Source organism: Leuconostoc sp. JNUCC 76, assembly GCF_053667755.1.
In genome coordinates this window covers 329069-346547 of the sequence record NZ_CM132206.1, presented here as the reverse complement: position 1 = coordinate 346547, position 17479 = coordinate 329069, and the positions used below count along the sequence as shown (strand labels likewise).

General features: G+C 37.9%; 13 protein-coding genes. 1 reads left to right on the top strand and 12 read right to left on the bottom strand.

Annotation, left to right across the window (positions count from 1 at the left end; all coding sequences use genetic code 11):
- Positions 1-25: 25 nt before the first annotated feature.
- The 6 genes from hpt to pth all read right to left on the bottom strand — a co-directional run bounded on the left by hpt (position 26) and on the right by pth (position 6772).
- Positions 26-565 carry a hypoxanthine phosphoribosyltransferase gene (gene hpt, locus JNUCC76_RS01940; protein ID WP_454155350.1) on the bottom strand — a complete coding sequence of 180 codons (540 nt, stop codon included), beginning with the start codon at positions 563-565 and terminating at the stop codon, positions 26-28.
- Positions 566-1858, bottom strand: a complete 1293-nt coding sequence (tilS, locus tag JNUCC76_RS01935; protein ID WP_454155348.1) for a tRNA lysidine(34) synthetase TilS — start codon at positions 1856-1858, stop codon at positions 566-568.
- A 30-nt stretch (positions 1859-1888) separates the two neighbouring features.
- Entirely contained in the window at positions 1889-2287 is a 399-nt protein-coding gene (locus JNUCC76_RS01930; protein ID WP_454155346.1) for an FtsB family cell division protein, read from the bottom strand.
- 81 nt (positions 2288-2368) lie between these two features.
- Complete coding sequence (locus JNUCC76_RS01925; RefSeq protein ID WP_004164715.1) at positions 2369-2650, bottom strand: RNA-binding S4 domain-containing protein; 282 nt, start codon at positions 2648-2650, stop codon at positions 2369-2371.
- A gap of 15 nt (positions 2651-2665) precedes the next feature.
- Entirely contained in the window at positions 2666-6205 is a 3540-nt protein-coding gene (gene mfd, locus JNUCC76_RS01920; RefSeq protein ID WP_454155343.1) for a transcription-repair coupling factor, read from the bottom strand.
- Positions 6206-6772 carry an aminoacyl-tRNA hydrolase gene (gene pth / locus JNUCC76_RS01915; protein ID WP_010291225.1) on the bottom strand — a complete coding sequence of 189 codons (567 nt, stop codon included), beginning with the start codon at positions 6770-6772 and terminating at the stop codon, positions 6206-6208.
- Between the two features lie 125 nt (positions 6773-6897).
- Between pth and cbpA the strand changes: the two genes are divergently transcribed.
- Positions 6898-7542 carry a cyclic di-AMP binding protein CbpA gene (gene cbpA / locus JNUCC76_RS01910; protein WP_454155340.1) on the top strand — a complete coding sequence of 215 codons (645 nt, stop codon included), beginning with the start codon at positions 6898-6900 and terminating at the stop codon, positions 7540-7542.
- A 71-nt stretch (positions 7543-7613) separates the two neighbouring features.
- Here the strand turns inward: cbpA and JNUCC76_RS01905 are convergent, their stop codons facing one another.
- The 6 genes from JNUCC76_RS01905 to JNUCC76_RS01880 all read right to left on the bottom strand — a co-directional run bounded on the left by JNUCC76_RS01905 (position 7614) and on the right by JNUCC76_RS01880 (position 17469).
- On the bottom strand, positions 7614-8216 hold the full coding sequence (locus JNUCC76_RS01905; protein ID WP_014324297.1) for an ATP-dependent Clp protease proteolytic subunit: 603 nt from the start codon (positions 8214-8216) through the stop codon (positions 7614-7616).
- Between the two features lie 87 nt (positions 8217-8303).
- A complete protein-coding gene (gene whiA, locus JNUCC76_RS01900) occupies positions 8304-9248 on the bottom strand; it encodes a DNA-binding protein WhiA (RefSeq protein ID WP_454155338.1) in 945 nt (314 codons plus the stop codon).
- Positions 9249-10217 carry a gluconeogenesis factor YvcK family protein gene (locus JNUCC76_RS01895; protein ID WP_454155336.1) on the bottom strand — a complete coding sequence of 323 codons (969 nt, stop codon included), beginning with the start codon at positions 10215-10217 and terminating at the stop codon, positions 9249-9251. It abuts the gene before it with no gap.
- A gap of 97 nt (positions 10218-10314) precedes the next feature.
- Positions 10315-13173 carry an excinuclease ABC subunit UvrA gene (gene uvrA, locus JNUCC76_RS01890; RefSeq protein WP_454155335.1) on the bottom strand — a complete coding sequence of 953 codons (2859 nt, stop codon included), beginning with the start codon at positions 13171-13173 and terminating at the stop codon, positions 10315-10317.
- A 31-nt stretch (positions 13174-13204) separates the two neighbouring features.
- Complete coding sequence (uvrB, locus tag JNUCC76_RS01885) at positions 13205-15214, bottom strand: excinuclease ABC subunit UvrB (protein WP_454155333.1); 2010 nt, start codon at positions 15212-15214, stop codon at positions 13205-13207.
- A 116-nt stretch (positions 15215-15330) separates the two neighbouring features.
- Positions 15331-17469 (bottom strand): LTA synthase family protein, encoded by a 2139-nt coding sequence (locus JNUCC76_RS01880; protein ID WP_454155331.1) that lies wholly within the window; start codon positions 17467-17469, stop codon positions 15331-15333.
- Positions 17470-17479: the final 10 nt, after the last annotated feature.

Genomic DNA, 17479 nt, shown 5'->3' with positions numbered 1-17479 from the left:
TATTTCCTCAATTCTTGTTCGAAGTTTATTTAGTGTATACTTCTTTTTTCAAAATACCGACATAAGGTAAATTGCGGTAGTGCTCTTCATAGTCAAGACCGTAACCAACCACGAATTCATTACGAACATTGAATCCTGCATAGTCAGCATCAACTTCGACTTTTCGACCTTCAATCTTATCAAGTAAGGTCGCTACTTTAATTGATTTTGCACCACGTTTCGCAAGTAATTCTTTCAAAAAAAGTAATGATTGTCCAGTATCGACAATGTCTTCTAAAATGATAACATCTCGTCCTCGAACATCTGAGCGAACGTCTGTTACGAGCGTTATTTCATCAGAACTTGAGACACCGCCATGATAACTAGAGATTTTGATAAATTCTAGTTCAGCATATAAATCTACTTTGCGCAGTAAATCAGCTGTCCAAAGGTAGGCGCCTTTCAGAACTGATAAAAACAAAGGCGTTGAACCCGCATAATCTTGGGTAATTTGTTTTCCCAAACGATCTGCCGCTTTTTGAATACTTTCTTGGTCATACAACACTTCTTGTATATCGTTATCCACTTAGGTTTCCTCAATTTGACATACGAGCCAATATGGCTGTGTATTTTCTTTAACAGCAAAATCCGCATTTACACGCCACTGATTACTACGTAAATGCACTGCAATTACTTCATCATCAGCTGTCGCAAGAACCCACATCATTGTACGTTCATGCGGCGTCAGTTTCTCATCAATCGCTAAACGTCGTAAATTTTTATGGCCGTTTATGAGAGCAATTTTATCACTCGCTTTTGCTGGGCGCAAGCTTAGATATGGTAATGAACGAGTAAGATAAAACTTGATAAATGATTGGCCGTTCATAGGGACATTATCAGTCCATATGAACGTTGTTTTTGCAAAAGAATGCCATTGATTCAATTTTAACATAACTGGCGTCAAAACTTGCGCCATATTTTGTTGTTTTTGTATACTAATTTTTTGATAGTTTTTTATGAACTCAAAATTATCTGCCAGAGCAATTTTTCCATTCGGTTTATGGACATTGCTCAGCAATTGAATCATTTGCTGCAGTTGATTTTCTTTAATGTTAAATAACTTATTTTTTTGGAGCCAATATTTCAGCGTCGGTAGTTGCCAAAGTGTAGGAATCTTCTGCCAGTCTTGAATATCCTTAGCGTATATTTTAGCCTGATTATCAATTAACCGCTGTTGTTGTACAATTTGTGCGGCCATATCATTAATATGTCTGACGGCTCGTTGATTAATAGTTGTCAATTTTGGCAGAACATCGTTACGCAATAAATTTCTCGGCGTATAATCAGCGTCAAAGTTTGTTTTATCCTGACGCCACCCCAACTGATTATCCTGTGCATAAGTAATTAGTTCTTGCTTAGTTATCGACAAAAATGGTCTAATAACTTTATGATTCTTTGTTTGCATGCCACCCATTTGTTGCAGTTGCCCTCCTCGTATCATCTTAAGAAGAACTGTTTCTGCTTGATCGTCTGCGTGATGGGCAACAGCGATTGTACTTGTATGATACTTTTGAGCTAAATCCTCAAAAAAATCGTAACGAAATTGACGAGCTGCTTTTTCCACTGCATGGTCAGGAATACGTTGCCAGACCTGTTCTTCAAATATAGCACCAGTTTGAGTCGCAAGCTCCCGAACGAATGCAGCATCATCATCACTTTCCTCACGTAATCTGTAATTCACGTGTGCAATAACAAGGTTGGCTTTAGTTTTTGACAACGCATGAACTAGAACTACGGAGTCAACACCACCAGAAACTGCAACGATAACTGTCTCTGGCCAATTATACTGTTGTATAGTTTGCAAAATTTTTTCTGTCATATACGAAAAAGGCACCCCTAGGGCGCTTCCTTAATTATTATCGGATGGTAAATTATAAACAAGTTCTCCTTGCTTTGAATAACCATATTTATCTCGTAGTAGTTGCTGTAAGTACGTTGCATCTTTTAAACGTTTTGTATCAGCAGTTAAATCAGTATTGGTCTTTTGAACTTTTTCCAAACGATCTTGCGTATTCGTTAGTTCTTGATTAGCCGCATGCAACTTTACTTGGCCTATCAAGAGTTGCACAACAAAAATCATCGCTATCAACCCGCCAAAAAGAAGAATTTTTTTCTCCCGTCGCGCGTGCGCCTTACGATAATGTTTTGCCGCTTCCGAGTTAGCACGTTCTGATTTTTTAATTTCACGTGCTATCGCTGGGTTTAACGGTGTAATATTTGGTTGTTTTCTTTTAAAATTACCCGCCATAGTGAATTCTACCTATTGTAATTTTGTCATGTTCTTTATTATTTTACAACAATATTTAAACTAACTTAAACATTTTGGCTATTATTCGTCACCAATTTTACGAAAATCTTGTTGAAATTTCTCACTAATAACTTCATACATGTCAGCAGATTCTTCTTTTTTGGTTGTTTCAACAATTTTGAGCACTTTTACTGTCAGCGTTTTGTTTCCAAAACGTACTTCTAATTCATCATTTGTGGACACATCTGATGATGATTTAGCAACTTTACCGTTAATTGAGATTCGTCCTTGGTCAGCAATCTCTTTGGCGACTGTCCGACGCTTAATTAACCGCGAAATTTTAAGATATTTATCTAAACGCATATTCTTCTCCTATGTTTAATGATGAAGTTCATTTAATGTTTTTGCTGATAATTTATCAATAATGACTAACAAAAAGTTCCGTAAAATATTGAGCCAGATACTACTTTCTGCGACATCGTTCACAGTGAAGATCACTTGTAAATTACCTTCTTCTGTTCGCACAGCTGCTTTTAATGGCACATCAACCATTGTCTCAAATATGGCTTCTCCGGCTAAGTTTTTCGTAGCTGTTTCATTAAATGTCATAAATAGTTGTTTTCTTTGACGTCGTATATTCGTAATTTGTGACTGATCAGCTAACTGCTTAATTTGACCTACAAGCAATAATCGAGCTACCTCATCTGGCATTTCACCAAAGCGGTCAAGCATATCAGACTCAATGTCTTCAAATTCTGCATCCGTTCTAGCCTGACGAATGCGAGAATACAATTCAATTTTTTGTGCATTATCACTAACATACTCATCTGGCAAATAAGCTAGCACACCTAAGATTAATTCTGCATCCGTTTCTGGTTGGGTTGTCGTAACTTGTTTCCCCTGTTTTTGTGCCACAGTATCTTTCAACATTTGAGTATACATGTCATAACCCACTGAATCAATAAATCCGTGTTGTTGTTTGCCAAGCAAATCACCTGCACCACGAATACTTAAATCACGCATAGCTATTCTGAAACCTGAACCCAATTCCGTGAAATCACGTATGGCCTCAAGTCTTTTCTCGGCTTCTTCTGAGGGTGTACGCGTAAATGGGTAAGTAAAATATGCATACGCTAAGCGTGTCGAACGCCCAACACGACCACGCAATTGATAAAGCTGTGCCAACCCCATATGATCAGCATTTTCAACAATTAAAGTATTTGCATTAGGGATGTCAACGCCTGTTTCAATAATTGTGGTTGTTACTAAAACATCATATTGTCCATTCAAAAAGTCATACAGAATACTTTCAAGCTGTGTTTCTGACATCTGCCCATGAATTGCAGCTACGCGTGCCGAAGGAATTAATTCTTCTATTTGGCTAACAATACGGTCTAGGTCAGCAACACGATTATGTAGATAAAAAACTTGACCGTCACGTGCAATTTCTTTTTCAATCGCATCACGAACTATTTTCCAATCCATTGCCAAAACATAAGTTTGAATTGGATATCTGTTTGCAGGTGGTGTTTCAATGACAGATAAATCACGGGCACCCACCATGGCCATATTAAGCGTACGTGGAATTGGCGTTGCAGTCAATGTTAGGACATCAACACTTGTTCGTAACTGTTTTAGTCTTTCTTTATGTTTAACACCAAACCTCTGCTCTTCATCTATGATTAGCAAACCAAGATCCGCAAAGTCCACATCTTTGCTCAACAAACGGTGTGTACCAACAACTACATCAATGTCGTGATTTTGAAGCTGCTCAATAATCATTTTGTTCTGGGTTGGCGTTTGAAAACGACTTAATACGCCAATTTTAATTTCTGGAAAATCACTAAATCTTGCCAACATTGTTTCATAATGTTGTTGAACCAAAATCGTAGTTGGCGCTAGAAAGGCGACTTGTTTACCGGCATGCGCAGCTTTAAAAACAGCACGCAAGGCAACCTCGGTTTTTCCAAAGCCAACGTCTCCCACGAGTAACCGGTCCATTGGTCGCAGCTTTTGCATGTCAACTTTAATTTCTTCAATACTGCGAATTTGATCAGGTGTTTCTGGATAACCAAAAGAATCATCAAACTTAATTTGAGCATGATCATCCGGTGGAAAAACATACCCTTGCTGCGCTTCGCGTTTAGCGTATAACTCTAACAAATCATCAGCAATATCTTCAATTTTCGCCGCAACTTGTCTTTTAGTTTTAGCCCACTCACTACCACCCAATTTGTTTAACTTAGGTTTCTTAGCAACATCAGATGCACCAACGTATTTTTGAATAAGATTAAGTTGTGTGACAGGAATAAATATTTTCGCATTTTGCTGATAAGCAATTGTTAGATAATCCTGTTTCCCACCGTCGGCTTCAATTGTTTGCAAACCTTCATAACGACCAATACCATGATTAATATGAACAACATAATCACCCACATTCAATTCATTATAAGATTTCAAACGCTCTGCGTTAGCAATTTTGCGGGTTCGCGGTGCGGAATGCTTTGCTTGTGTAAATAGTTCATGTGTAGTTAGTACGGTCAAATGTAATTTTGGCCATTCAAATCCAGCTGACAGCTCACCTGGCATAATTTGTACTTGGTTTTTCACTACATCTTGCGTCTCAGTGACCGGCATTTCTAATTCAGATAAACTACGAGAAAAATTAGCCCGTCGTTTAGCGTCAGGAATTAATAACACCATCGTAATACCAGATTCCTGTGCATATATTAAATCATTTTTCAAGGCAGGAATTTGTCCATAATACTGATTTGCAGGACGCGTTGTCACTTCTTCAACATTGGTAAACTTAATTCGGTTGAGTCCACGCTGAAAATTAGCTAAGTAAATTGTCGCACATTGATTATTTGCTAATAAATCCGTGATTTCAGTTCGCCAAGTTTGCTTTGGTAATAACTGATACGCTTCAATTTGCTGCTCAATCCATTCCTGATCACGTGCCATTTGCTGAAGTCGCGTTTCCATTAATCGTGTGTATTCATCAATGATGATTAACGAATCGGTTGGAAAATAGTCAAGTAGGGTTGTCTGGCCATCAAAGAAAAAAGGAGCATATGGCACTAACGCACTACCTCGTTCTCGTTCGTTCAACACATACTGTGTAGGAGCAAACCCATCCGTGGCATGTTTTTTATCAATTCCGTTTAAATTGGTACGGTAATCGCTAAAAATGGTTTCAATCGCTAACTTGGCTTGGTCATACTGATGCTCTGATACGATAAAATCTGTCGCTGGGTCAATATTGATTTCGTCAAAACTAGTGGTACTTTTTTGGGTCGCAACATCAAAGCTCTTTAATTGGTCCAATTCGTCATCAAAGAAGTCAAGTCGAATAGGATCATCAAAGGTAATTGGATAAACATCAACAATTGATCCTCGATGTGCGAATTCACCCGGTGTTTGAACTAATTTAGTTGGCGTATATCCCATCATCATTAAAGTGTTTTTAATGACATTCAAATTATAAGCATTCCCAACTTTAACATGTAAATGTGCTTGTTCCAGTGACTGCTTTTTAGGTACCAAACGTTCTACACCTGCCAAACTTGTAACCACAATAATAGGTTCTTCTGTTTTTAAGGCAAGTAATGTTTGTATGCGTTGTAGTCGTAATTCAGAGGAACTAATTGCCATTTCTGTGGCAATAGACTCTTCTGCTGGAAAGTTATAGACCAGATCTTCAAGCAAAGATGACAGATCATCAAAAAATTGATCAGCATGCACTTGCGTGTCAGATATAACCAACATTGGTCGGGGATTTTTACGATATAAGGCAGCAATACTAGCCGCACGGGCGGTTCCATTCACACCTAAAAGCAACTGTGCTGAGCCCACAGTTGCCTGTTCGTCAAGTTTTTTAATTGTTACTGTGTCACTTAAAAAGTCTATTAATGTCATTTATCCATTATATCGATTACTTAGCTCAGGTGCTGTGGCACCTTGAATCCAATCCGCTATTGCTTGCGTACTGCGGTCCAACATTGCGTCTATGTCTGGCTTTTCTGCTGCAGTAAATTTTCCTAAAACATAATTAACAACTACATTTTGCTCATGAACAGGATGCCCTAGTCCAAATTTCAAACGCAGAAATGTCTGGGAACCAGTATGCGTCATGATGCTTTTTAAGCCATTATGACCACCCGCCGACCCCTTCGCACGAAAACGCATTTTACCAAATGGTAGGTCCATATCATCAACCAATACTAATACATCATCAACATCTCCGTCGTAATAGTCCAGAATTGCTCGAACGGCTTTACCAGAATCGTTCATGTATGTTGTTGGCTTAACCAACATGACTGATTCTCCGCCTATGATTGTCTTAGCAACCAAAGCAAATTGCTTACTTGGAGAAAATGACATGTGATTTGCTGTCGCAAAAGCATCAACAGCCATAAAGCCAATATTGTGGCGTGTTTGGTCGTATTCCGCACCAATATTTCCAAGTCCAAATATAAATTTCACGTTTCTATTCCTCATAAAACATTCTAAAATAATCTAACCTCCAGTATACCACGCACACATCATATTTTTGTGTTATCATATTGTATGGCTATTTAATGATAAAAAAATTAGATTAGGACAGGATAATGTTTCAAAAATCTTTGGTAATCCCTAAATCGGAGTTAACAACCGTAACCGAAAATGCAACAATTCAAGAAGTGTACGATATTTTTAATGATCCAGAAAATGCACACACACGCACCATGCCTATTCTTGACGAATCAGGCAGGCTTTTTCGTGGTAATGTCTATAAACAACACGTTTTTGAACACGTTGCAAAAAACGGAGATATGAACCTTCCTGCAACAGCCATTATGCGCAACTCAACAAAATTCATTTACACGAATAGTAAATTTTATGAAGTTTTTTTTGCGATTAGAGATTTACCATTTATTGCTGTCTTAGATGAAAATCATCAGTTTTATGGTATTTTTACGCACGATGCTTTAATGGACTTATTGTCACAAAGTTGGTCAGTCCGTTCGGGGGGTGTTGCAATAGCTATTTCAACGCATAACACTCAAGGAGATTTGAGCAAAATTTCTAAAATCATCACACGCTATTCAAATATTGAATCACTACTTACCATTCAATCTGACCTTAAACCTTTAACTGTTCTCTTTACGCTTCCCTTACAAGAAGATAGCGAACAATTAGACAAACTTATCAAACGCTTAGAAAAGAAAGGTTATCATGTTTCAAGCGTCGAAAATTTAGATCGTTTTAAATAATTGAGTAATATACAAAAACACCGTACCTAGGCAAAAAACCTTGGTATGGTGTTTTTTTCATGCATTGCGTATTATTTTGTTGCTGGTTTTTCACCTGATTTAGTTAAAATACCATCAATGAAACCATATTCCAATGTTTCTTCAGCACTCATCCAATTATCACGTTCAGTGTCGCGACCAATTGTCTTCAAATCCTTACCTGAAGCATCAGCTAAAATTTTGTTCAACTTGGCACGTGTCTTCGTCAACTGTTCTGCAATGATTGCCATGTCAGTTTGCTGTGTTCCACCGGCAGCACCGCCCATTGGTTGGTGAATGAGGTACTCAGCGTTTGGTAACATAAAACGATGCCCCTTTTCACCGGATGCAGCGATGATTGTTCCCATTGATGCCGCTAGGCCCATTACAATAGTTGTCACTGGCGCCTTAATGAAATTCATTGTATCAGTGATTGATAATCCAGCTGTCACTGATCCTCCGGGTGAATTGATATACATAGAAATTTCTTTTGTTGGATCTTGAGCTTCTAAGAATAACAGTTGCGCAACGATTGATGTTGCCATACTATCTTCAATTTCGCCCTGTACCAAAATAATACGATCTTTTAACAAACGTGATGGTAAATCATAATTTTCACGTCCGTTGGCAGTTTGTTCAATAACTCCTGGCCACATATATTTTACCTCATATCTTAGAGTGGTTAATTAAATAATTAACTTATATATATTTTAGCACATTAGATACGAGAGTGCTAAAAAGTTTTACAACTTTGTTAAATCATAGTCTATACCTTGCTCAATCATTGTCGCCAATTGTGTTAATTTACGCATACGATGGTTAGCACCTGATTTACTAATATCTAGTACTTCACCTAATTCTGCCAATGTTTCATCAGGATATTCTAATCTTGCCTTCGCAATGTCACTCAGTTTTTTTGGTAATATGTCTAGACTACCTAACGTATCAATAATTAAATTAATCTGACTAACTTGTTTATTAGCTGCGATTGCTGTTTTTTGCATGTTTGCTGTTTCAGCATTGACCAGGCGATTAACTGAATTACGCATATCACGCATCATACGAATATCCTCAAACTTGAGCATAGATTGAGTCGCGCCAATTGTCTGCAAAAAGTCCACGATTTTTTCTGCGCGTTTCAAATAGACAATAAAACCATTACCTCGCTCAGAAATTTTTGATGGCAAATCAAATTCTTGCATCATTATCATCAATTGCTCAGCCAGTTCTTCGTGAGTCGTATAAATTTCCAAATGATAGTTAGCTCGTTCCGGTGAATTAACTGATCCGGCAGCCAAAAAAGCACCGCGTAAAAAAGAACGTCGTTTGTCAACTTGATTTAACATACGCGGCGGTACCTCTGGATGTAAGCCAAATGGATCAATACCTAAATCATTCAGTACCTCATCAATCTTAGTTTTTAGTAATACCCCATAAGATCGGTGCTGTGATAAATGATTATGATCTGTTACGCTGACTTCAACTTCAACTTCAACGTAAGTTTCTTTTAAGAGTGTATAAATTCGACGGGCAATGGCAGCGTTTTCAGTTTGTACCCGAATTGTTTGATCAAACCCAAGGGTACTAACCCCGTTCATTCTCATTAAAGCTGCCAACTCTGCTTTTGCATTCCCGGCATGAACAATCAAACCAGTCAGCTCTTTTTTTACATCTGCTGCATATGACATTTAGCACTGCTCCAAAATTTTCAATAATTCTTCAGCAATTTTTTGACCATCATGAAATGCACCAGCGTCACGTAACTGCAAAAAATCACCTGAAATTTGAGTTGCTCCTTGAACCACAACTGCCTGTTCGTCAAGCTTCACCTGATTAGAAACTTCATTCCACTTTTGAAAGTCGACAAAATCATCAGGAACCTTTTCACTATTTGAAATGACATAGTCAATTGCTTGCACGCCAATGTGTGCATTTAAAGCAAGAAGATGTTGTGCATCTGTATAAGCATCAGTTTCGCCCTTTTGTGTCATAATGTTAGCAATGTAAACTTGCTTAGCCTTAGTGAGCTGTAGTGCCTCACGGACTTCAGGTACAACTACATTAGGTAAAATTGATGTAAACAGACTTCCAGGACCATAGACAATTAAGTCCGCACTCAAAATCGCCTCAACAACTTCTGGAGCAGCTTTAGGATCTTCACCTGGTTCATCACCTGTTACCCAAACATGGTCTATTGTTTGATGTGCATGCGTTATTTCAGCTTCTCCAGCAACTGTGTTGCCATTCTTGAATTCAGCATGTAGCACTAGAGGCTCGTTAGAAACAGGATAAATATGCCCTTGAACATGCATAAAATTAGCTAGATATTGAACTGCATCAAAAATATTTCCATGCATTTCAGTCATTGCAGCGATAATTAGATTTCCAACAGCGTGCTTGGCAAAAAAGTCATCTTTTGCATCAAAACGATACTGCATAACCTTTAAAAATTCAGCGTCCGTATCTGCCATTGCTACAAGGATATTTCTAATATCTCCGGGAGGTACTATATTAATGTAGTTTCGTAGTAGTCCACTTGATCCACCATCATCAGCCACTGTCACAATTGCTGATAAATCAACTTCTTGTTTCACAAGCGGCTTAATAATTACAGGTAGACCTGAACCACCACCAATAATGACGATTTTAGGTTTCATATAATAGTTAACCTTCCATATACTTACATTCATTTTAACACAAAACCACCTAACAAATTGCTAGGTGGTTTTAGTCGTTGCTTGAGAGATTTCTTGTTTAAGCTCGTGACAAATCGCGCTCAATTACTTCCTTCAAGTACTTACCAGTATAAGATTCTGCCGTTTTCATAACCTTTTCAGGTGTGCCGGCAACCAAAACTTTCCCACCTCCAGCACCGCCTTCTGGACCCATATCAATTATCCAATCAGCTGACTTAATCACATCCAAGTTATGCTCAATCACTACAATAGTATTACCAGCATCCACTAGCCGTTCCAGCACTTCTAGCAAGCGAGCAATGTCGTCAGTATGTAAACCAGTAGTTGGTTCATCCAGAATATAAATTGTTTTACCATTAGTGCGTCGATGAAGTTCCGATGCTAATTTCATACGTTGGGCTTCACCCCCCGACAAGGTTGTTGCAGATTGCCCTAGTTTTACGTACCCCAAGCCGACATCATTAATCGTTTGTAGCTTTTTAGCAATTTTTGGAATAGGCGTGAAAAATTCAAGTGCTTCTGAAGCAGTCATGTCTAAAACTTGTGATATATTTTTGCCTTTATAGGTAACTTCCAGCGTTTCTGAATTATAACGAGTCCCACCACAAACTTCACAAGCTACATAAACGTCAGGCAAGAAATTCATTTCTATTTTGATCACACCATCGCCACGACAATTCTCACAACGACCACCTTTTGTGTTAAATGAAAAGCGTCCTTTGTTGTATCCACGCATTTTAGCCTCATTTGTTTGTGAAAACAAATCACGAATATCATCGAATACACCTGTATAGGTCGCAGGATTAGAACGTGGTGTCCGTCCGATTGGTGATTGATCAATATCAACTATTTGTTCTATATTTTCAATGCCCTCAATCGATCGATACGCACCTGGTTTTTCAGAGTTATTATTTAGTTTTTGCTTCAAAGCTCGCTTCAACACTGTATTGACTAATGTTGATTTACCAGAACCTGAAACGCCTGTTACCGCAACAAACTTTCCTAGAGGTATCTTTGCAGTAATGTTTTTTAGGTTGTTTTCTTTGGCACCTTTCACCGTAATCCAGTTACCATTCCCTTTTCGGCGCTTAGTAGGTATTGCAATAAATTTTTCCCCAGATAAATATTGTCCAGTTAATGAACTTTTGTTGGCTTCAACTTCAGCTGGCGTGCCACTGGCCACAATAGTACCACCCAAAGCACCAGCACCAGGACCGACATCTATCAAATAATCAGCCGCACGCATTGTATCTTCATCGTGTTCGACAACAACTAAGGTATTTCCTAAATCACGCATACGATGCATTGACTCTAGCAACATATCATTGTCACGCTGGTGCAAACCAATGGAAGGCTCATCTAAAACATAAAGAACTCCTGATAAATTAGATCCAATCTGAGTAGCCAGACGAATTCGCTGAGATTCTCCACCAGAAAGCGTTCGTGCTGAACGAGAAAGTGTTAAATACTTTAAACCTACGCTTTGTAGGAAGCCAAGACGATCCTTAATTTCTTTGATAATAGGCAAGGCAATCTCACTATCCTGTTGTCCCAAGGAAACACTATTAAAAAATGCCAATTCTTGATCAACCGGTAACTCCGACACCTCACCAATATGTTTGCCATTAACTTTGACTGAAAGTGCGGCCTTGTTTAGGCGATAACCGCCACAGGCTTTACACTTTAATTCTGTCATATAATGAGTCATTTGCTCGCGCGTGAAATCTGAATTTGTTTCCGTGAAACGGCGAGCAATGTTATTTATTACTCCCTCAAAGGGGATATCAACATCACGAACCCCGCCAAAATCATTTTTATAATGGAAGTGAAAATCCTTTTCATCAGAACCATTCAGAATTAAATCTTGTTGTTTTTTAGGAAGTTTATTAAATGGTGTGTCCATGTCAATAGCAAATTGCTCAGCAAATTGACGCAACATTTCCGGATAATAATTGGATGATATTGGGTTCCATGGCAGAATAGCTCCCTCATTCAAGGTTTTCGTATCGTCCGGAATTACTAAATCAATATCCACTTCGCGCGTGACACCCAAACCTTGACAAAACTCACAAGCTCCTAATGGTGCATTGAAACTGAACAAGCGCGGTTCTAATCGCCCTGCACGAAAATCCTTCAACTCTCCAAGATAGTGGTCAGAAAACTTTAATGGTGCAACTGGATTTTCATCATCACGAGTTACCACATCAAGTTCAACCTGTCCATCATTCAAACGAACAGCTGCTTCAATCGAGTCAAATAGACGTGACCGAGAATTGCCACGTAAAACAATTCGATCGATCATAACGTCAATGTCGTGAGGCTTGTTTTTATTAAGATTCAACTGCTGTGAATCAATCTCAATAATATCTCCATCTACACGAGCTCGAATATATCCCTGTTTGCGCATATGGTCAAATGCTGTTTCATGCGATCCGCGTTTTCCTCTAATGATTGGTGCAAATACTTGTAATCTTGTACCCTCAGGCAGGTTATTCAATGTATATTCAACCATTTGATCGATTGTATACATAATTTTTGTACCATCTTTTGGATCATCCGGTCGCCCAACACGTGCGTATAGTAAACGGAAATAATCATTGATTTCAGTCACTGTACCAACGGTTGAGCGTGGATTATTAGATGTTGTTTTTTGGTCGATAGAAATAGCAGGTGATAAACCATCAATAGAATCGACATCTGGTTTGTCCATTTGACCTAAAAATTGGCGTGCATAAGAACTTAAACTTTCCACGTAGCGTCTTTGCCCCTCTGCGTATAGGGTATCAAAAGCTAATGATGATTTACCTGATCCAGATAGACCAGTAACAACTGTGAGTTGATTTTTAGGAATATTTACATCAATATTTTTTAAATTATGAGCGCGAGCACCGCGTATTTCGATATGATCTTTTGCCATTATTTTCTCTTTTTCGTTTATATCAGTTCAATTAAAGATTAGCACGTGTTTTTAATTCCATTACCGTATCGCGTAATTGAGCTGCCTCTTCAAAGTCAAGTGCCTTAGCAGCCGCCTTCATTTGACTCGTCATATTATCCACAATAGACTGTTGCTCATCTTTAGGTAAGTCGTTAAACGCCACCTTTGTCAAATCAACAACTTTTTCTTCAGTAGCAGCATGTGTGACAGATATCAAATCACGAATATCTTTCTTAATTGTTTTCGGTGTAATACCATGTTGCGTATTATATTGCATCTGAATATCGCGCCTGCGGGCTGTTTCATCAATAGCTTCAAGCATGGATCTAGTCATCTTATCCGCATACATGATAACGTGTCCATTTTCATTACGTGCGGCACGACCAATAGTTTGAATTAATGAACGTGGATTACGCAAAAATCCTTCTTTATCAGCATCCAATATAGCTACTAAGGATACTTCAGGAACATCAATCCCCTCACGCAATAAGTTAATACCAATTAAAACATCATATTTACCCAAGCGTAAATCACGAATAATTTCCGTACGTTCAAGTGTTTTGATATCCGCATGCAAATAAGCTACTTTTATTCCCAAATCTTTCAAATAATCAGTTAGATCCTCAGCCATACGTTTGGTTAACGTTGTGATAAACACACGTTCATCACGCTCTGATCGCTTCGTTATTTCCCCGACCAAGTCATCAATTTGTCCCATGACTGGTCGCACTTCAACTTCTGGATCAAGCAACCCCGTTGGTCGAATAATTTGTTGAATAACGTGTTTTGAATCGACACGCTCATTTTCATAATCTCCAGGTGTCGCTGACATATAAATAATCTGGTTAACGTGTTTTTCGAATTCAGGAAGTTTTAATGGCCGATTATCTAATGCACTTGGCAAACGAAAGCCATAGTTAACCAACGTTTCTTTTCTAGCTTTATCCCCGTTAAACATACCGCGAATTTGTGGCATGGTAACATGACTTTCATCAATAACAATCAAAAAATCATCTGGGAAAAAGTCAATCAATGTAAATGGTGGTTCACCCGCTTGACGACCATCCATCCAACGTGAGTAGTTTTCAATGCCGCCAACAAATCCCATTTCTTCGAGCATCGCCAAATCATACTCTGTACGTTGTTTAATACGCTGCGCCTCTAATAACTTACCTTCTTTTTTGAATAGCTCAACCTGAGTGTTCATTTCTTGACGGATACCGTCCAATGCCACCTGCATTTGGTCGTCATCGGTCATAAAATGTTTTGCCGGAAAAATAGCTACATGATCACGTTCTGCTATTGTTTCTCCTGTCAAAGAATTGATTTCTCGGATACGATCAATTTCATCACCAAAAAATTCAATTCGCAAAGCCATTTCATCTTGGGAAGCAGGGAAAATTTCAATCACGTCACCACGAACACGGAACGTTCCACGATGAAAATCAAGGTCATTACGAGTAAACTGCACATCAATCAAATCACGCATTAATTGATCCCGCTCATACTCATATCCAACACGCAAACTGATAACATGATCCTTATACTGGTGCGGATCTCCTAAACCAAAAATAGAACTGACGGAAGCAACCACAATGACATCATTACGTTCAAGTAACGAACTAGTCGCGGAGTTTCGTAGTTTATCGATTTCATCATTCACAGCTGAATCTTTTTCAATAAATGTATCAGAACTTGGGACATAAGCTTCAGGCTGATAATAATCATAGTAAGAGACAAAATATTCTACTGCATTGTTAGGAAAAAATTCTTTTAGCTCACCATATAACTGTCCAGCTAAAGTCTTATTATGACTTAAAACTAACGTTGGCTTTTTTACTTCCTTAATTACATTTGAAATGGTAAATGTTTTACCTGTTCCCGTAGCTCCGAGTAATATCTGTTCTTTAACATGATTGTTGATTCCACCAACTAGTTTTTCAATGGCTTGTGGTTGGTCACCGGTTGGTTCATATTTAGATTTAATTTCAAATTCATGTTCTATCTGTCGCTCTATCATTGACGTTCTCTTTTCATAAATCTGCTCAGTATTATTTCACACTTAGTACACTATCATCCCATTATAACAAAAAACGAACAAACGTTCTACATGAGCGTTTCGTTCGTTTTTTGTGATTACTTGTCATCGTCATCAGAATCTGTTTTTAATTCCGGTGCATCTGTGACATAGTCGCTAAGTGTTGATTTGCCTTTATTCTTGGCTAATACACTCGAAGGATTAGACTTAAGTGCTTTTTTAAGCGAGGCTAGTCCCTCAGTTTTTTTATAATTATAATTCTTTTTGTTAATAAGATTAAAATCAGAATTTGAAGTATCAAAGCGCAATAAATCGCCCGTAATAACTGCATCGGAGTAACCCAAAACTTTTGTTGCATAATCGGACATTTGTTTTGCAACTTTTTGCAACTTTTTATCTGATTTGAGCGTAACTTGATCACCAGTTTTAGTATTAAAATACTGGTTATTGTATTTCGTATACGTTGGCGTTATCCAATCACCATCACGGAAAACCACTTTACCATCGTACTTCGAGGACAGCATGTCTTGGCCAAACATAGTCATATTATTATCTGGGATTCCAAGCACATCCATTAAAGTTGGCAACATATCAATTTCACCACCATATGTATGGTCAACACCACCCTTTAGCCCTGTCGCATGAATCATGAATGGCACTTTTTGGAAAGTAGCTAAATCATTATTAGTAATTTTATCTTTACCAAGTAACTGTGCAATAGCATCCTGATGGTTTTCAGAAATTCCATAGTGATCACCATACAGCACAAATACAGAATTGTCATACAACCCAGCTTTTTTGAGATAACTCATCAGCTCAGCAAATGCCTGATCCAAATAGTGAGCTGTTTGAACATAACCATCAACAGTTTTGTCTCCAGTTTTTGTTGCTGGGAAACTGATATTTTGTTTATCCAAATCATATGGATAATGATTTGTTACGGTTATTAACTTCGCATAAAATGGTTGTGGGAGCTGTTCAATATACTTCGCACTATCTCGCAGAAAAATTTTATCTTTCATCCCATAACCAATGTTATAGTTTGCTTTGTTTGCATTAGCATAATAAGATTTAGAGAAAAAGTAATTATAGCCAAATGATTTATAGGTATTATCACGATTCCAAAAACTTGCAACATCCCCGTGAAAGGCAGCAGTTGTATAGCCTCTTTGTCCTAATATAGCTGGTAATGACTCAAACGTATTACTCGTACCATACTTGACCATAGCAGAACCTGTAGCCAAGCCATATAGAGAGTTTTCTTGCATCATCTCCGCATCAGATGTCTTCCCCTGACCAACTTGGTTATAGAAATTATCAAAACTTAGCGTGTTTTGGTCATGATAGAACTGGTTCAGGTTGGGTGTGACTTCTTGCCCATCAACTTTATAATCTATTAAGAACTGCTGAAATGATTCCAAATGAATCATAAAGACATTCTTACCTTTTTGCGTACCATAATACTGAATATTGGCAGGCAATTTTTGCGTAGCAACAAACTTTTTTACTTTAGCTAAATCGGATGGCTTTGCTCGCTTCCGGCTTTCGGTTTGATTATAAGTTTGTACAGCGTTAAATGCAGCATATTCATTCAATCCTAAATATTTAACAATGTAATTATTATCAAATGAGCGAGTCAACAAACCTGAACGATCCGTTGATGCGATACCATAATCTACTAACATCAAGATGACACCAAAAAGCGTCGTTAAAATAGCAAATTTTTTTTGAACGCCTTTATGATCAATCGTTAATTGCTTGAAAACCACTAGCAAAATTAAAATCACAATATCAATAAAGACAAGATAATCCGTCCAATGAATAATTGCCGCAATCGATTTACCAAGATTTGTTCCAGTTGAACTACCAGAACCCAAAATACCCATTGATAGGAAATCTGAAAATTCTCTGTAGTATAGCATATTCGCAAATAACCATATTGACTGAATCAAATTAAAAATAATTGCCAACCAATAACTGGTTACGCCACGAAAATACAAGGAAATACTTAAAAATATAATAGCCGTCGGGATTGGATTCAAGAACAGCAAAAATTGCTGCGTTGAGCCTTCCACACCCAAATTAAAATTCATATGATATTCGGCATATGTTTTCAACCAAACGAGGACAACGTTTAATATAAAAAACCAAACAATCGGTGCCGATGTATCCATGGTTCTTTTAATTTGTCGCCAGAGATTTTTGGGGTTTGAAATTCGTTTTAATAAACCTATCATTTGTTATAAA

Coding starts and splice junctions, on each gene's coding strand:
- tilS (WP_454155348.1), bottom strand. CDS start 1,858: ATGACAGAAAAAATTTTGCAAACTATACAACAGTATAATTGGCCAGAG.
- JNUCC76_RS01930 (WP_454155346.1), bottom strand. CDS start 2,287: ATGGCGGGTAATTTTAAAAGAAAACAACCAAATATTACACCGTTAAAC.
- JNUCC76_RS01925 (WP_004164715.1), bottom strand. CDS start 2,650: ATGCGTTTAGATAAATATCTTAAAATTTCGCGGTTAATTAAGCGTCGG.
- mfd (WP_454155343.1), bottom strand. CDS start 6,205: ATGACATTAATAGACTTTTTAAGTGACACAGTAACAATTAAAAAACTT.
- cbpA (WP_454155340.1), top strand. CDS start 6,898: ATGTTTCAAAAATCTTTGGTAATCCCTAAATCGGAGTTAACAACCGTA.
- JNUCC76_RS01905 (WP_014324297.1), bottom strand. CDS start 8,216: ATGTGGCCAGGAGTTATTGAACAAACTGCCAACGGACGTGAAAATTAT.
- whiA (WP_454155338.1), bottom strand. CDS start 9,248: ATGTCATATGCAGCAGATGTAAAAAAAGAGCTGACTGGTTTGATTGTT.
- JNUCC76_RS01895 (WP_454155336.1), bottom strand. CDS start 10,217: ATGAAACCTAAAATCGTCATTATTGGTGGTGGTTCAGGTCTACCTGTA.
- uvrA (WP_454155335.1), bottom strand. CDS start 13,173: ATGGCAAAAGATCATATCGAAATACGCGGTGCTCGCGCTCATAATTTA.
- uvrB (WP_454155333.1), bottom strand. CDS start 15,214: ATGATAGAGCGACAGATAGAACATGAATTTGAAATTAAATCTAAATAT.
- JNUCC76_RS01880 (WP_454155331.1), bottom strand. CDS start 17,469: ATGATAGGTTTATTAAAACGAATTTCAAACCCCAAAAATCTCTGGCGA.